Source organism: Streptomyces sp. NPDC003016 (assembly GCF_053591455.1).
This window is the reverse complement of the sequence record NZ_JBSFTV010000010.1, coordinates 24,186-37,440: the sequence shown is the minus strand read 5'-3', so window position 1 is coordinate 37,440 and position 13,255 is coordinate 24,186. Positions and strand designations below refer to the sequence as shown.

Sequence of the window (13,255 nt, the reverse complement as noted above, 5' to 3'; positions counted from 1 at the left end):
CCAATTCGGGCGAAACGACCAGAGAACCGCGTGCGCATCCGGATTCACCACCCCTGGTGCGTCACAGAGCACGAGCCGCATTCCTATGATGGGCGCACGACACCGCGGACCCACCACGACCAGGTGAGGCCGGAAGGTGTACGGCGGCGCGCGACGGTGGTGGAGGGGTCGATGACACAGGGGGCCGGTCAGGGACCCGCAGTGCGGACGGCTACAGTGCGGGACTTCCGCGTACCACCGTACGCACAGGCCCCCATTCCCGCGCACGCGCCGCACCCGCACGCCGTCGGGAGCGCCTACGCCCCCGACGAGGAGCCGGAGGGGTACACCCCCACGCAGCGCGACCTGCCGGTGATCAGCCGCGGCGGCCCGGGCGACACGGTCCAGATGACCGCGCAGACCGGACCCGAGCCGTGGCCCGCCGCCGGCGAAGGGCTCGGGCCGCTCTTCGTCGTGGGCGATGTGCACGGCTACCTCGCCGAACTGCTCGCCGCCCTCGCGGAGCAGGGGCTCATCGACGCCGAAGGCCGCTGGGCCGCCGGCAACGCCCGGCTCTGGTTCCTCGGCGACTTCACCGACCGCGGACCCGACGGCATCGGCGTCATCGACCTCGTGATGCGGCTGTCCGCCGAGGCCGCGGCCGCCGGCGGCTACTGCAAGGCCCTCATGGGCAACCACGAGCTGCTGCTCATCGGCGCCAAACGGTTCGGCGACACCCCCGTCAACTCCGGTGCGGGAACGGCGACCTTCCAGGCCGCCTGGCTGCTCAACGGCGGCCAGAAGTCCGACATGGACCGCCTCCAGGACGTACACCTCCAGTGGATGTCCCGCCTCGACGCGGTGGCACTGGAGGACGCTCACCTGCTGACGCACTCCGACACGACGGCCTACCTCGACTACGGCCACACCATCGAGGACGTGAACGACACCGTCCACGACATCCTCACGCGCAACGACGCCGACGAGTGCTGGGACGTCTTCCGCAAGCTCACCAAGCGCTTCGCCTTCCGTGACGAGGGCGGCGCCCAGGCGGCGCGCGAGCTGCTCGGCGCGTACGGCGGCGAACGCATCGTCCACGGTCACAGCCCCATCCCCTACCTGCTGGGAGAGGTGGGCAACGAGAGCGCGGACAACGGCGAGAACGCGGGGCCGGTCATCGAAGGACCTCACGTGTACGCCGACGGGCTCGCCATCGCCATGGACGGCGGCGTGACCATGGCCGGAAAGCTGCTGGTGGTCCAGCTCCCCCTGCACGGCTGACCCCGGCCGGGGAAGACGCGGCCATATCCACGCCGCACTTACCACTGGGCCTATTTCCGGAAACCCCCTGTCACCCCCTGCCATGAGCGCTCTACCATCGGCTTATCCGTAGCAGGCTCTCCTCCGTTTCCGCCCAACCGCCCGCCCGGAGCGGGCTGTACGGCCCTACGGAGCATCGGGGGATGCACATGAACAGCAGCGCTCCGCACCTGCTGGCCGAGGACCGCCCGGAATTCGAAGGCGTCCTCGACGAGGCACTGCGCACCGCTCGTCACCGTCCGGATCCAGCCGCTGCCGGGCAGCGGCTCACCACCGCACAGCTGCGCACCATGGCGATGGACGCCAGCGCGCTCATCGCCGCCGCCGCGGCCGCCGAGTACGACCACTACGTCAAGGTCCGCGAGGAAGTACGCACACCTCCCGCGGCGGCCGGCCGCGCCGGTTCCGTCCTCCCCCTGGGGGAGAGCGCCGAGACGACGGGCGCGGGCGTCGTCGCCGTCGTCGCCGTCCTGACGCCGCTGCTCGCGGGAACCGCCGCGGCCATCTTCCTGATCGTCGGCTCCCTGCTCACGCTGCTCACGCCCGAACCCGCCTTCGCCCACACCCTGCTGACGGTGGGCTGGCTCTTCGGGGCGCTCACGGCGGTGGGCATCCTGGTCGCCGCGGCCGGGCTGCTGCTGGCGGCTCTGCGCAACGGCTCGACGGCGTTCTTCGCGGACCGGGGAAGCGAGCTGCCGGAGGAGGTCGCCCGGGCCGGGGAAGCCTGGCGTCACGCCCTGCTGGAGCGGGGCGTCGTACCGTTCCTGCGCGAGGCCCGGGCCGGGCCGGGCACGGACCCGCCGGACCCGCCCGGCCCGGCGCCGCACCGGCCCGCCGGCCGTATGCCCGATCTGGGGTACTCGCGGCCCGACTACAGCAGTCCGGGCCCGGACGGCGGCACCACGCCGGGGCCGCGCCCGAGCTTCTCCAGCCCGGACTTCTCCAGCCCCGACTTCGGCGGCCCGGACCACACGCCCGACTGACGCCGGCAGCCGGCGCACCGCCCGCCCCGCCGCGCGTTCCACCGACGCGCGGCCGTGGACGTGGACCAGCGCCGGGGGGGCCAGCGCAGGGGGGAACAGCGCCGGGGCCGGCGGGGCCCACCGGTGCATCCGGTCCGTCCGCAGGAGGTACCTGGACACGTCCGCCGGGCGGAAGGGGACAAGCTCCGCCGTCCGGTGTTCCCACCGGTCGGCGACGCCCCAGCAACGATCAAGGGACGGTGTGGTCCTGCCCGTTCTGTTACCGCCCGGCCGGCGGGCCCCGCCCCCCGACAGGGGCCCGCCGGGCGCTCAGTCGGCGATCGGCAGGTACACCCGGTTGCCGGCGGCGGCGAACTCCTTGGACTTCTCCGCCATGCCCGCCTCGATCTCGTCCTGCGTGCCGCCGTGCTCACGCCGGATGTCCTGGCTGATCTTCATCGAGCAGAACTTCGGCCCGCACATGGAACAGAAGTGCGCGGTCTTCGCCGGCTCGGCGGGCAGCGTCTCGTCGTGGAACGACCGCGCCGTGTCCGGGTCCAGCGCCAGGTTGAACTGGTCCTCCCAGCGGAATTCGAAACGGGCGTCCGACAGCGCGTCGTCCCACTCCTGCGCCCCCGGGTGCCCCTTGGCGAGGTCCGCCGCATGGGCCGCGATCTTGTACGTGATGACGCCGGTCTTCACGTCGTCCCGGTTGGGCAGGCCCAGGTGCTCCTTGGGCGTGACGTAGCAGAGCATCGCCGTGCCCCACCACGCGATCATCGCCGCGCCGATGCCGGACGTGATGTGGTCGTACGCCGGGGCCACGTCCGTGGTCAGCGGGCCGAGCGTGTAGAACGGCGCCTCCTCGCAGATCTCCTGCTGGAGGTCGATGTTCTCCTTGATCTTGTGCATCGGGACGTGCCCCGGGCCCTCGATCATCGTCTGCACGTGGTGGCGCTTGGCGATCGTGTTGAGTTCCCCGAGGGTCCGCAGCTCGGCGAACTGCGCCTCGTCGTTGGCGTCCGCGATCGAACCGGGCCGCAGGCCGTCGCCGAGCGAGTACGTCACGTCGTACGCCGCGAGGATGTCGCAGAGCTCCTCGAAGTTCTCGTACAGGAACGACTCCTTGTGGTGCGCCAGGCACCACGCGGCCATGATCGATCCGCCGCGCGAGACGATGCCGGTCTTGCGGCGGGCGGTCAGCGGGACGTACGGCAGGCGCACGCCGGCGTGGACCGTCATGTAGTCGACGCCCTGCTCGGCCTGCTCGATGACCGTGTCCTTGTAGATCTCCCAGGTCAGCTCCTCCGCCCGGCCGTCGACCTTCTCCAGTGCCTGGTAGAGCGGGACGGTGCCGATCGGGACGGGGGAGTTGCGCAGCACCCACTCGCGGGTGGTGTGGATGTTGCGGCCGGTGGACAGGTCCATGACCGTGTCGGCGCCCCACTTGGTCGCCCACGTCATCTTGTCCACCTCCTCCTCGATGGAGGAGGTGACCGCCGAGTTGCCGATGTTGGCGTTGACCTTCACCAGGAACCGCTTGCCGATGATCATCGGCTCGATCTCCGGGTGGTTGACGTTCGCCGGCAGCACCGCGCGGCCCGCCGCGATCTCGTCCCGTACGACCTCGGGCGCCACGTTCTCGCGGATCGCCACGAACTCCATCTCGGGCGTGATGTCCCCGCGCCGGGCGTACGCGAGCTGCGTGACGGCCTGGCCGTCACGGCCCCGGCGCGGCTGGCGCGGACGGCCCGGGAAGACCGCGTCGAGGTTCCTGAGGCCCCCGCGCGGCGAGGTGTGCTTGATCCCGTCGTCCTCGGGGCGGACCGGGCGGCCCGCGTACTCCTCGGTGTCGCCGCGGCCGATGATCCAGTTCTCGCGCAGCGGCGCGAGTCCCCGGCGTACGTCCGTCTCGATGGTCGGGTCGGTGTACGGGCCGGACGTGTCGTACAGCGTCACGTCCTTCCCGTTGGTGAGGTGCACCTGACGGACCGGCACGCGAAGATCCGAACGCGAGCCCTCGGGCCCGGTCACGTATCCCTTGTGCCAGCCCGGCTTGCGGCCGTCCTGGCTGGTGGCAGGCGTGTGTGCATCCGCTGTGGTCATGAGACCTACTCCCTACGCCGGCATTACCCGGTAACAGGTTCGGCGGTCGGCGCAGCGGCTTCCGTACGGATGTCCGTACGGATGTCAGCGCCCTCTCAGCCCGGTGCTCCGAGCTCCCGCGTGTGCAAAGGTGCCCCCACGCTAGCGTCATCTCTGGCGCGCTGACCAGAGGGCCCCCTCCGTTCTTGCGATGATCGGTCGGTGACGTCCCCCCAGCCAACGCCCGAGAACCACGGCCACGCCCACAGCCACGCCCACAGCCACGGGCCCGCCGCGCCCGTCTCCCAGCACCTGCGCAAGGTCATCGCGGCCGTGCTGATCCCCTTCGCCACGGCCGTTTTCGTCGGCCTCGTCGTGCTCTGGCCGGGCGGCGCGCCCGAGCACGAGCGCACGGGTGTCGGTTTCGACCGGCAGACCGTGTCGGGCAGGGTGACGGACGTGCAGCAGGTCGACTGCAAGGACGTGAACGCCGCCCAGGTGCCTCCCACCGGTGACACGTCCACGCCGTCCGGCCGCGAGGCCCAGCAGGCCCAGCAGGGCACCTGCGAGAAGGCGACGATCGAGGTCACGTCCGGCAAGGACAAGGGCCGCACCTTCACCGAGATCGTCCAGCCCGACGCGCCGAGACAGCTGAACGAGGACCAGGGCGTGGTGGTGGCGTACGCGCCCGACGCACCCCGCGACCTCCAGTACTCGGTGACCGATGTGGACCGCGGGTTTCCGATGGCCCTGCTGGCCGGGATCTTCGCGCTCGCGGTGATCGCCGTCGGCCGGATGAAGGGCCTGATGGCACTGATCGCGCTCGCCGTGTCCTTCGCGGTCCTGACCCTGTTCATCCTCCCCGCGATCCTCCAGGGCTCGAACCCGCTGATCGTCGCGGTCGTCGGGGCGAGCGCCATCATGCTCATCGCGCTCTACGCCTGCCACGGCCTGACGGCCCGTACGTCCGTCGCCGTCGTCGGCACGCTCGTCTCCCTGCTGCTGATCGGTCTGCTGGGCTCGCTCTTCATCGGGTGGGCGTTCCTGAGCGGCAACACGGACGACAACACCGGGCTCATCCACGGCCTCTACCCGGACATCGACATGAGCGGCCTGCTGCTGGCGGGCGTCATCATCGGCTCGCTCGGCGTGCTCGACGACGTGACGGTCACCCAGACCTCGGCGGTCTGGGAACTCCACCAGGCGGACCCGTCGATGGGCCCGCGCGCCCTGTACCGGGCCGGCATCCGCATCGGCCGCGACCACATCGCGTCCGTCGTCAACACGCTCGTCCTGGCGTACGCGGGCGCCGCACTGCCCCTGCTGCTGCTCTTCTCGATCGCGCAGAGCAGTGTCGGCACGGTCGCCAACAGCGAGCTGGTCGCGGAGGAGATCGTACGGACCCTGGTCGGCTCGATCGGTCTGGTCGCGTCGGTGCCGGTGACCACCGCGCTCGCCGCGCTGGTCGTCTCGGCCGACCGGCCGGCGTCCGGCGGGGGCGCTGCGGCTCTTCCCGTACGGGGTGGCGGAGGCGGCAAGCGGCGCCGCAAGCGCTGAGACGGCCTCGAGCGCCGGGCGGCCTTCGGCCGGAACCTCCCGGCCGACGCCTTCAGCCGGTGCCTTCAGCACGTGCCTTCAGCCGGTGCCTTCAGCACGTGCCTTCAGCCGGCGCTCTGCTCCTCGGCGAGGATCCGGTCGAGCGCGTCCTCCAGGTCCCCGTCGAAGTCCCCGCGGGTGCACTCCTGCCCCAGGGGCACCAGCCGGTCCGTACGGTCGAGGAACGCCACCAGCGGGGCCGCGCTCGCCCGGAACAGCGCGCGGTCCCCGGCGACCTGGAGCCGGATGTGCACGTCCATGAGCCCGTCCGGACCGGCCGGCTCGATGTGCACATCGCCTTCGCCGCACGGCATGTTGAGACCGTCGAGAAGCAGCTCCCGCCCGAACACCCAGGTGACGGGGGCGTCGCCGGGCAGGTGGAACGTCATCCGCACCGCGTACGGATCCCTGGTCGCGTACCGGAGCTCCACCGGGATCCGGAAGGAGAGCTCCTCCGAGACAAGGAAGCTCATCATGACGTCTGCCTGAACCGACTCGCGCATGCTCAAACCCCGCACTAGTGAGACTGGCCAGGAATCGTCCCCCTGGCCCTCTTGACGACATGGTGCTCGAAGCAGTAGCAGATCACAAGGAGTGATATTTCAGATACTGATAGAGAAGGTGAACGAGCCGAGCAACATCTCCACCGCACTGCGTAGTTGTGTGATCGCGAGAAGCAACCGCTCCTCCTGGTCGGCGGGGAGGGAAATGGCCATCGTGGCGGCAGTGGAACCGACGGTGATCGGAATGGCCGCGCAGACGGATCCGACCGCGTACTCCTGGCGTTCCACGACCGGACGCATCCGTTCCGTCGCTGCCAGGCGGTCCAGCAGGGCCTCCTGGTCACGTACCGAATGCGGCGTGAGCGGCTCGACCGGATGACGGGCCAGGTGGTCCCGGCGGGACCCCTCGTCGAGCTGGCTCAGCAGACACTGGCCCAGCGCGTGGGCGTGGCAGGTGGCACGGAAGTCGGCCCACTCCTCCACGGCGGGTGACGACGGGCCCTCCGCGACCGCGACGAGCTCGATCTCGCCTTCGCGGTAGAGGGCGAAGTAGACGGCCACGCCGAGCGCGTCCCGCCAGCACTCCAGCGAGTCCGTGATCATGCCGCGGCGATTCTGCCGCGCGCTCGAACCCGTCAGCCGCCCGACCGCCTCGCCGAGGACGAACACTCCCTGCTGGCGGCGCAGGTAGCCCTCGTGCGCCAGCGTGCGCAGCAGGTGATAGGCGGTCGGCAGGGGGAGGCCGGCCTCCCTGGCGAGCTGCTTGGCCGGGGCCCCGTCGGCATGGGCGCCCGCCGCCTCCAGCAGACGAAGGGCGCGCTGCACCGAACCGATCAGGGTCGGGGCAGCGGCGGTGTGTGCCGTGGCCACAGGACTCACCCCCAGGCGTGGTGACGGGCTGCGCGCCCGCCTGCGGGGGCCGCCCCCGCGGGCTCGCCGCGGGCCTGGGCCGATGGAGTGGGGATCGCCCTCGGCCGGCGCCGGTTGCCGGGCCACGAGTCCCAGGGGCGGCGGAGAATCGTTACCCTAACCGGCCGTCCCGGGCGCGCAGGATGTTTGCCGCCCGGGTCCCCCGAGTGGGCTAACGGCCCTGCGGAGGGCGCCCGAACGGCGTACGTACGGCGCTCGGGAGGCGTACGTACGGGGCGTCCGGGGCGCGTCCGGTCCGCCGGTCGCGCCGCCCGGCTACGAGGGCGACGCCATGAACTTCCGCACGACGTAGATCAGGCCGCCGACCAGGGCGACGAAGACCAGCACCTTGAAGAGGAGACCGATCAGCAGACCGATCGCGCTCAGGATGACGCCGCCGAACACCGCCAGAGCGATGACGGGCACCGCGACCCACTTCACCCACCACGGCATCCCCGCGAACAGCTCCCGCACGGCCATCGTCTTGCCTCTTCTCCCTCGAAGCCTTCTTCCTGACCCCGATGCTAGGGGCGAAAGGGTGGCCCACGGAGACCCCGGAGCCCTTGAAGACCCCTGATCGGCCCCCTAGGGAACCCTGACGTCCGCGTCAGCTCTCGGGCGGGGAGAAGACGACCATCACCCGCAGGTCCTCGCTGATGTGGTGGAACTTGTGCGGCACCCCGGCCGGTACGTACACCACGCTGCCCCGCCCCACCTGCGTCGTCTCCATGCCGACGGTGATCGAGGCGCGCCCGCTGACGACGAAGTAGACCTCGTCCTCACGGTGCGGCTGCTGCGGGTCGCTCTCGCCCGCGTCCAGGGCGTACAACCCGACCGACACGTTCCTTTCCCTCAGGAACTGCAGATACGCGCCCTCGTTGGCGGCGCGCTCCGCCTCCAGTTCGTCCAGCCGGAATGCCTTCATCGTCCGTCCGCCCCTCGGCCCGTCGGACGCCGGTGTCCGGCGCCGATCATGTCTGCCACGATCAGACACATGATGAATTTCGTAGTCAAGACGATCGCCAACGCGGCGGCCCTGGCGGTAGCCATCTGGCTCTTCCAGGACATCACGCTGACCGGTGACAGCACCGGCAACAAGGCGCTGACGCTGATCGTCGTCGCGCTCCTCTTCGGCCTGGTGAACTTCCTCGTCAAGCCCGTCGTGAAGCTGCTGACGCTGCCGCTCTTCGTTCTCACGCTCGGACTGATCACGCTGGTGGTCAACGCGCTGATGCTGCTGCTGACCTCCTGGCTGGCCGACACGTTCGATCTCGGCTTCCACGTCGAGGGGTTCTGGACGGCCGTGCTCGGCGCCCTCGTCATCAGCATCGTCTCGTGGGCGATGAACGTCATCCTGCCCGACAAGGACTGATCCATGAGCACCACGAACAACGGCAGCGGCACCGGCACCGGCACCGGCGACGGCACCCGGGCGGTACGGGCCGGACTGCCCGACCCCGTCGCGTACGAACCGACCCTCCCGGGACCGGTCTTCGCCGCGCACTACCACCTGCCCGGCGAGCCGACCGGACCGTACACCTACGGACGCGACGAGAACCCCACCTGGACGCACCTGGAACGGGCCATCGGCGAGCTGGAGGCACCGGAGGAAACAGGCGTCGAGACGGTCGTCTTCGCCTCCGGCATGGCCGCCGTCTCCGCGGTCCTCCTCTCGCAGACGCGGGCCGGCGACACGGTGGTCCTGCCCTCCGACGGCTACCAGGCACTCGCGCTCGTACGCGAACAGCTGGAGGCGTACGACGTACGGGTGCGCACCGCGCCGACCGGTGGCGACGCGCAGCTCGGCGTACTCGACGGGGCCCGGCTGCTGTGGCTCGAGACGCCGTCCAACCCGGGGCTCGACGTGTGCGACATCCGCAGGCTCGCGGACGCGGCGCACGCCGCCGGGGCGCTGGTCGCCGTCGACAACACCCTCGCCACCCCGCTCGGCCAGCGCCCCCTGGAGCTCGGCGCGGACTTCTCCGTGGCCAGCGGCACCAAGGGCCTCACCGGCCACGGCGATGTCCTGCTCGGCTACGTGACCTGCCGCGACGCGGAACTGGCGGCGCGGGTACGGCGCTGGCGCAAGGTCGTCGGGGCGATCCCCGGGCCGATGGAGGCCTGGCTGGCACACCGGTCCCTGGCCACCCTCCAGCTGCGCGCCGACAAGCAGGGCGCGAACGCGCTGGCCCTCGCCGAGGCGCTGCGCGAGCATCCGGCCGTGAGCGGCCTGCGCCACCCCGGGCTGCCCGGCGACCCGTCGTACACTCTCGCCTCGCGCCAGATGCGCCGCTTCGGCTCCGTCGTGTCCTTCACGCTGCCCGACCGCGGGTACGCGGAGCGCTTCCTGGACGGGCTGCGGCTGGCCGAGGACGCGACCAGCTTCGGCGGGGTGCGGTCCACCGCCGAGCGGCGCGCGCGGTGGGGCGGCGACGCCGTACCGGAGGGCTTCATCCGCTTCTCCGTCGGGGCCGAAGACCCCGAGGACCTGGTGGCGGACGTCCTGCGCGCACTCGACGCGGCCACCCCTGGCGCGTCCTGACATCCCTGACGCGTCCTGACACCCACTGGCGCGTCCTCCGCGTACGGCGGACGGTCCGAGTCTCCCCCCTCATGACTCGGACCGTCCCGGTTCCCTACGTGAAGAACCGCGCGGTCAAGGCTAGTTGACTCTGCGTCAGTGTCCAATCACAGGAGCGACAGGGACCTATCGACATATTTATAGTGGTGACCGTCGGCGATTTCGCCGGGACGGGAGGGCACGCCGTGGACCTGGCTCTGCTCCGCACGTTCGTCACGGTGCACCGGGCCGGTTCCTTCACCCGCGCCGCCGCCCTCCTCGGACTGTCGCAGCCCGCGGTGACCAGCCAGATACGCACCCTGGAGCGCCAGTTGGGGCGCCCGCTGTTCCTGCGCCAGGCCCGCGGCGTCACGCCCACGACCGTCGGCGACGAGCTGGCGCACCGGGCGGCGCCGCACCTGGACGCACTCGTCGAGATCACAGAGGCGGGACTCGACGAGGACTCCGGCGTACGGACCCTGCACCTCGCGGGGCCGCCGGAGTTCACGTCCGTACGCGTCCTGCCCACGCTCTCCCCGCTCATCGCGCAGGGCCTCGCGCTGCGCATCTCCTTCGGCAACGCCCAGGAGACCCTGGAGGGCCTCGCCGCCGGACACCACGACCTGGCCGTCTCGACGGACCGGCCGCGCGGCACCCTGCTCACCGGAAGCCCGCTCTGCGACGAGGAACACGTCCTGGTGGCCGCTCCGCGCTGGGCCGGAAGGATCGGTCCCGGACTGCTGCGCCGCAAGGGGCCGCAGGTGCTGGAGCAGCTCCCGGTGGTGGAGGTCCACGAGTCGCTGCCGCTGGTCACCCGCTACTGGACCACCGTCTTCGACACCCGGCCGGCCGCGGCCGGCACCGTCATAGCGCCCGACCTGCGGGCGGTGCTGCACGCCACGGTCGCGGGCGCCGGGCTCGCCGTACTGCCGAGGTACCTGTGCGAGGAGGCGCTGGAGCGGGGAGAGGTGGTGGCGCTCTTCGACCCGCCGGTGCCGCCGCTGCGGACCTACTTCCTGGCCGTACGCACCGGCACGCTCACCCTTGCGCACATCGCGCGGGCGCACGAGTGGCTGCTGCGCGCCGCCACCGACTGGTGCTGAGCCGGCCGTACTCGGCGGACAACAGCGGTGTGTGCGTTTCAGAACGGGCGGAGCGGGCCACTGTACTGCCATGACCGGCACCTCTTTTCCCGAGGGAACCACCCCCGCGCCGCCGAGGCCCGTGGTCAAGCGCACCGCGCGCGCCATCCTGCTCGACGGCGACGACCTGATCCTCATCAAGCGCACCAAGCCCGGCGTCGACCCGTACTGGCTCACGCCGGGCGGCGGCGTCGAACCGGAGGACGCCACTGTCGTCGACGCCCTGCACCGCGAGGTCGACGAGGAGCTCGGCGCGAAGATCTCCGACGTGGTGCCCTGCTTCGTCGACACCGTCGAGCACATCGCGGACGGCGGGGTGACGGGCGTGAAAGTGCAGCACTTCTTCGTCTGCCGGCTGGAGTCCATGGATCCCGCGCGCAGACACGGGCCCGAAGTCGACGAACCGCGCGGAGAGTACGAGATCGTGCGGGTGCCCTTCAGCCGGGTCGGGATCGCGGCGGTGCACCTCGTGCCGCTGTCGCTGCGGCACTACCTGGACGGCAACATCGAGGGCGTACGGGCGATGCACGCCCACGACCTGGGGTGACGGGCCCGGGGCTCGAAAGCCTGGCGGGCCCGGGGTTCGAGGGCCCGGGGTTCGAGGGCCCGGGGCCAGAGGGCTCGGGTCCGGGCTAGTCGCCCGCCGCCACCAGCTCTTCGAGGGAGTCGTGACGGATACGGTCGCCCGGGATCCCGAGGTTCCTGAGGGCGTCGATGCCGCTGCGGATCATGCCGGGCGGACCGGAGAGGTACGCGTCGTAGGAGTTCCACGGACCGTGCTCCATCACCGCGTCCGGGAACTGCGTCCTGCCGTCGACCACCGGGCGCACGGACAGCCACGGGTGCGACTGCTGGAGACGCAGCATGGTGTCGATGTCGTACAGGTCGTCATCGCTGCGCGCACCGTAGAAGACGTCGACTGGGCGGCGCGCGCCGTGCTCGGCCACGTCCTCGACGAGCGCCTTGATGGGCGCGATGCCGGTGCCTCCGCCGAGGCAGAGCAGGCCGTTGTCGGTGGTGTGGTCGACGGTCATCGAACCGGCCGGGGGGCCGAGGCGCACGGTGTCGCCGGGGCGGGCGCGGTGGACCAGGGCGTTGGAGACCCAGCCGGCCGGGACCGCCTTGACGTGGAAGGACAGCAGGCCGTCGGGGCGGGGGGCCGCGGCGAAGGAGTAGTGCCGCCAGATCCGCGGCCACCAGGGGGTCTCCAGGCTCGTGTACTGGCCGGCCAGGAACGGGTAGGGCTGGTCGGGACGCAGGGTGATGACCGCTATGTCGGGGGTGCGCAGATCGTGCGAGACGACTTCGGCCTGCCACCAGGCGGGCGCCCTGAGCTCGTTCTCCGCGGCCGCGTCGATCATGATCTGGGAGATCGCGGTGTACGCACGGATCCACGCGGCCTCGGACTCGTCGTCCCAGGTGGCCGTCGCGTAACGGGCCAGCGCGCCGAGGAGGGCCTCGCCGACCGCCGGGTAGTGCGCGGCCTGGGTGCCGTACTTGCGGTGGCCGCGTCCCAGGTTGCTGAGGTACTCGGTGAGCACGGGCTTGTCGTCGATGTGCTCGGCGGCGGTGAGCAGCGCCTTGAGCAGGCGGTCGCGCTGGGTGTCCATGGCGGCGGGGAAGAGCGCGCGCAGGTCGGGGTGACGGGTGAAGAGCAGCGCGTAGAAGTACGAGGTGACCTTGCCGGCGTCGGGGCCGATGTCGGCGAGGGTGCGGCGGACGAGGGCTGCGTCGGGAGAAACGGGGGCGGCGGGCGCCGCGGGAGCGGAGGGCGCGGTGGGCGCTTCGGGGGCCGCCGGCGCTTCCGGCACTTCGGAGGCCGCCGGCGCCGCGGGGGCTACCGGCGCCGCGGGGGCTACCGGCGCCGCGGGCGGGACGTCGGAGGCCGGGGCGCGCGTGGCGGCGGGGGCCGGCGCGGAGACATGGTCGGGCCGGGGGCGCGATGCGCCGGTGCCCACCGGGCGTATCGCGGACACCGGGCGGCTGGGGCCCGGTATCCGGTCCTGGCCGGTCTCGGAGTCCTGGCCGGGCGGCTGCCGAAGCCCCGCGTCCGGCTTCTTGCGCGGCTTGAACCAGCCGCCGCCCTCACTGGAGGTGCCGCTGTCGGCCGACGTGGTGGTCGGAGCGTCCATGAATGTGCCTCGCCTCGAACATCTCTCGGTCGGTCTCTGCACTTCCGGAACCGGAAGGTGCTCGCAA

Annotated in this window: 13 protein-coding genes; 7 read left to right on the top strand and 6 right to left on the bottom strand. The window is 71.4% G+C overall.

Annotated features, from left to right (window positions below; genetic code table 11):
• Positions 1–171 precede the first annotated feature (171 nt).
• Together ACWDZ4_RS10810 and ACWDZ4_RS10805 are read left to right on the top strand one after the other, a co-directional pair.
• Positions 172–1,260, top strand: a complete 1,089-nt coding sequence (locus ACWDZ4_RS10810) for a metallophosphoesterase (protein WP_451508067.1) — start codon at positions 172–174, stop codon at positions 1,258–1,260.
• A gap of 182 nt (positions 1,261–1,442) precedes the next feature.
• Positions 1,443–2,282: a hypothetical protein gene (locus ACWDZ4_RS10805; protein WP_451508066.1), complete on the top strand. Its 840-nt coding sequence runs from the start codon at positions 1,443–1,445 to the stop codon at positions 2,280–2,282.
• A 309-nt stretch (positions 2,283–2,591) separates the two neighbouring features.
• Here ACWDZ4_RS10805 and thiC read toward each other — a convergent pair whose 3' ends face one another.
• Positions 2,592–4,367, bottom strand: a complete 1,776-nt coding sequence (thiC, locus tag ACWDZ4_RS10800; RefSeq protein ID WP_451508065.1) for a phosphomethylpyrimidine synthase ThiC — start codon at positions 4,365–4,367, stop codon at positions 2,592–2,594.
• A gap of 201 nt (positions 4,368–4,568) precedes the next feature.
• On the opposite strand from thiC, the gene ACWDZ4_RS10795 reads away from it, so the two are divergent.
• Positions 4,569–5,903 (top strand): YibE/F family protein, encoded by a 1,335-nt coding sequence (locus ACWDZ4_RS10795; RefSeq protein WP_451508064.1) that lies wholly within the window; start codon positions 4,569–4,571, stop codon positions 5,901–5,903.
• Positions 5,904–6,007: 104 nt separating this feature from the next.
• Here the strand turns inward: ACWDZ4_RS10795 and ACWDZ4_RS10790 are convergent, their stop codons facing one another.
• The 4 genes from ACWDZ4_RS10790 to ACWDZ4_RS10775 all read right to left on the bottom strand — a co-directional run bounded on the left by ACWDZ4_RS10790 (position 6,008) and on the right by ACWDZ4_RS10775 (position 8,279).
• Positions 6,008–6,445, bottom strand: a complete 438-nt coding sequence (locus ACWDZ4_RS10790; protein ID WP_451508063.1) for an SsgA family sporulation/cell division regulator — start codon at positions 6,443–6,445, stop codon at positions 6,008–6,010.
• Positions 6,446–6,544: 99 nt separating this feature from the next.
• On the bottom strand, positions 6,545–7,315 hold the full coding sequence (locus ACWDZ4_RS10785) for an IclR family transcriptional regulator (protein WP_451508062.1): 771 nt from the start codon (positions 7,313–7,315) through the stop codon (positions 6,545–6,547).
• A gap of 315 nt (positions 7,316–7,630) precedes the next feature.
• Complete coding sequence (locus ACWDZ4_RS10780) at positions 7,631–7,828, bottom strand: DUF5326 family protein (protein WP_451508188.1); 198 nt, start codon at positions 7,826–7,828, stop codon at positions 7,631–7,633.
• A 133-nt stretch (positions 7,829–7,961) separates the two neighbouring features.
• Positions 7,962–8,279, bottom strand: coding sequence for a cupin domain-containing protein (locus ACWDZ4_RS10775; protein WP_451508061.1), 318 nt, complete (start codon positions 8,277–8,279; stop codon positions 7,962–7,964).
• Positions 8,280–8,348: 69 nt separating this feature from the next.
• Here ACWDZ4_RS10775 and ACWDZ4_RS10770 point away from each other — a divergent pair, with 69 nt between their 5' ends.
• The 4 genes from ACWDZ4_RS10770 (at position 8,349) to ACWDZ4_RS10755 (ending at position 11,603) form a co-directional block, all read left to right on the top strand.
• On the top strand, positions 8,349–8,726 hold the full coding sequence (locus ACWDZ4_RS10770; RefSeq protein ID WP_451508060.1) for a phage holin family protein: 378 nt from the start codon (positions 8,349–8,351) through the stop codon (positions 8,724–8,726).
• Positions 8,727–8,729: 3 nt separating this feature from the next.
• Positions 8,730–9,896: a cystathionine gamma-lyase gene (locus ACWDZ4_RS10765; protein WP_451508059.1), complete on the top strand. Its 1,167-nt coding sequence runs from the start codon at positions 8,730–8,732 to the stop codon at positions 9,894–9,896.
• 224 nt (positions 9,897–10,120) lie between these two features.
• Entirely contained in the window at positions 10,121–11,017 is an 897-nt protein-coding gene (locus ACWDZ4_RS10760) for a LysR family transcriptional regulator (RefSeq protein WP_451508187.1), read from the top strand.
• A 70-nt stretch (positions 11,018–11,087) separates the two neighbouring features.
• Positions 11,088–11,603, top strand: a complete 516-nt coding sequence (locus tag ACWDZ4_RS10755) for an NUDIX domain-containing protein (protein ID WP_093800080.1) — start codon at positions 11,088–11,090, stop codon at positions 11,601–11,603.
• An 85-nt stretch (positions 11,604–11,688) separates the two neighbouring features.
• On the opposite strand, the gene ACWDZ4_RS10750 is transcribed toward ACWDZ4_RS10755, so the two are convergent.
• Positions 11,689–13,188, bottom strand: a complete 1,500-nt coding sequence (locus ACWDZ4_RS10750; RefSeq protein WP_451508058.1) for a globin domain-containing protein — start codon at positions 13,186–13,188, stop codon at positions 11,689–11,691.
• Positions 13,189–13,255: the final 67 nt, after the last annotated feature.

Excerpts from the sequence above, each read along its gene's own strand:
- ACWDZ4_RS10810 (WP_451508067.1), top strand. The coding sequence starts at position 172 with ATGACACAGGGGGCCGGTCAGGGACCCGCAGTGCGGACGGCTACAGTG.
- ACWDZ4_RS10805 (WP_451508066.1), top strand. The coding sequence starts at position 1,443 with ATGCACATGAACAGCAGCGCTCCGCACCTGCTGGCCGAGGACCGCCCG.
- thiC (WP_451508065.1), bottom strand. The coding sequence starts at position 4,367 with ATGACCACAGCGGATGCACACACGCCTGCCACCAGCCAGGACGGCCGC.
- ACWDZ4_RS10790 (WP_451508063.1), bottom strand. The coding sequence starts at position 6,445 with ATGCGCGAGTCGGTTCAGGCAGACGTCATGATGAGCTTCCTTGTCTCG.
- ACWDZ4_RS10775 (WP_451508061.1), bottom strand. The coding sequence starts at position 8,279 with ATGAAGGCATTCCGGCTGGACGAACTGGAGGCGGAGCGCGCCGCCAAC.
- ACWDZ4_RS10770 (WP_451508060.1), top strand. The coding sequence starts at position 8,349 with ATGATGAATTTCGTAGTCAAGACGATCGCCAACGCGGCGGCCCTGGCG.
- ACWDZ4_RS10765 (WP_451508059.1), top strand. The coding sequence starts at position 8,730 with ATGAGCACCACGAACAACGGCAGCGGCACCGGCACCGGCACCGGCGAC.
- ACWDZ4_RS10755 (WP_093800080.1), top strand. The coding sequence starts at position 11,088 with ATGACCGGCACCTCTTTTCCCGAGGGAACCACCCCCGCGCCGCCGAGG.
- ACWDZ4_RS10750 (WP_451508058.1), bottom strand. The coding sequence starts at position 13,188 with ATGGACGCTCCGACCACCACGTCGGCCGACAGCGGCACCTCCAGTGAG.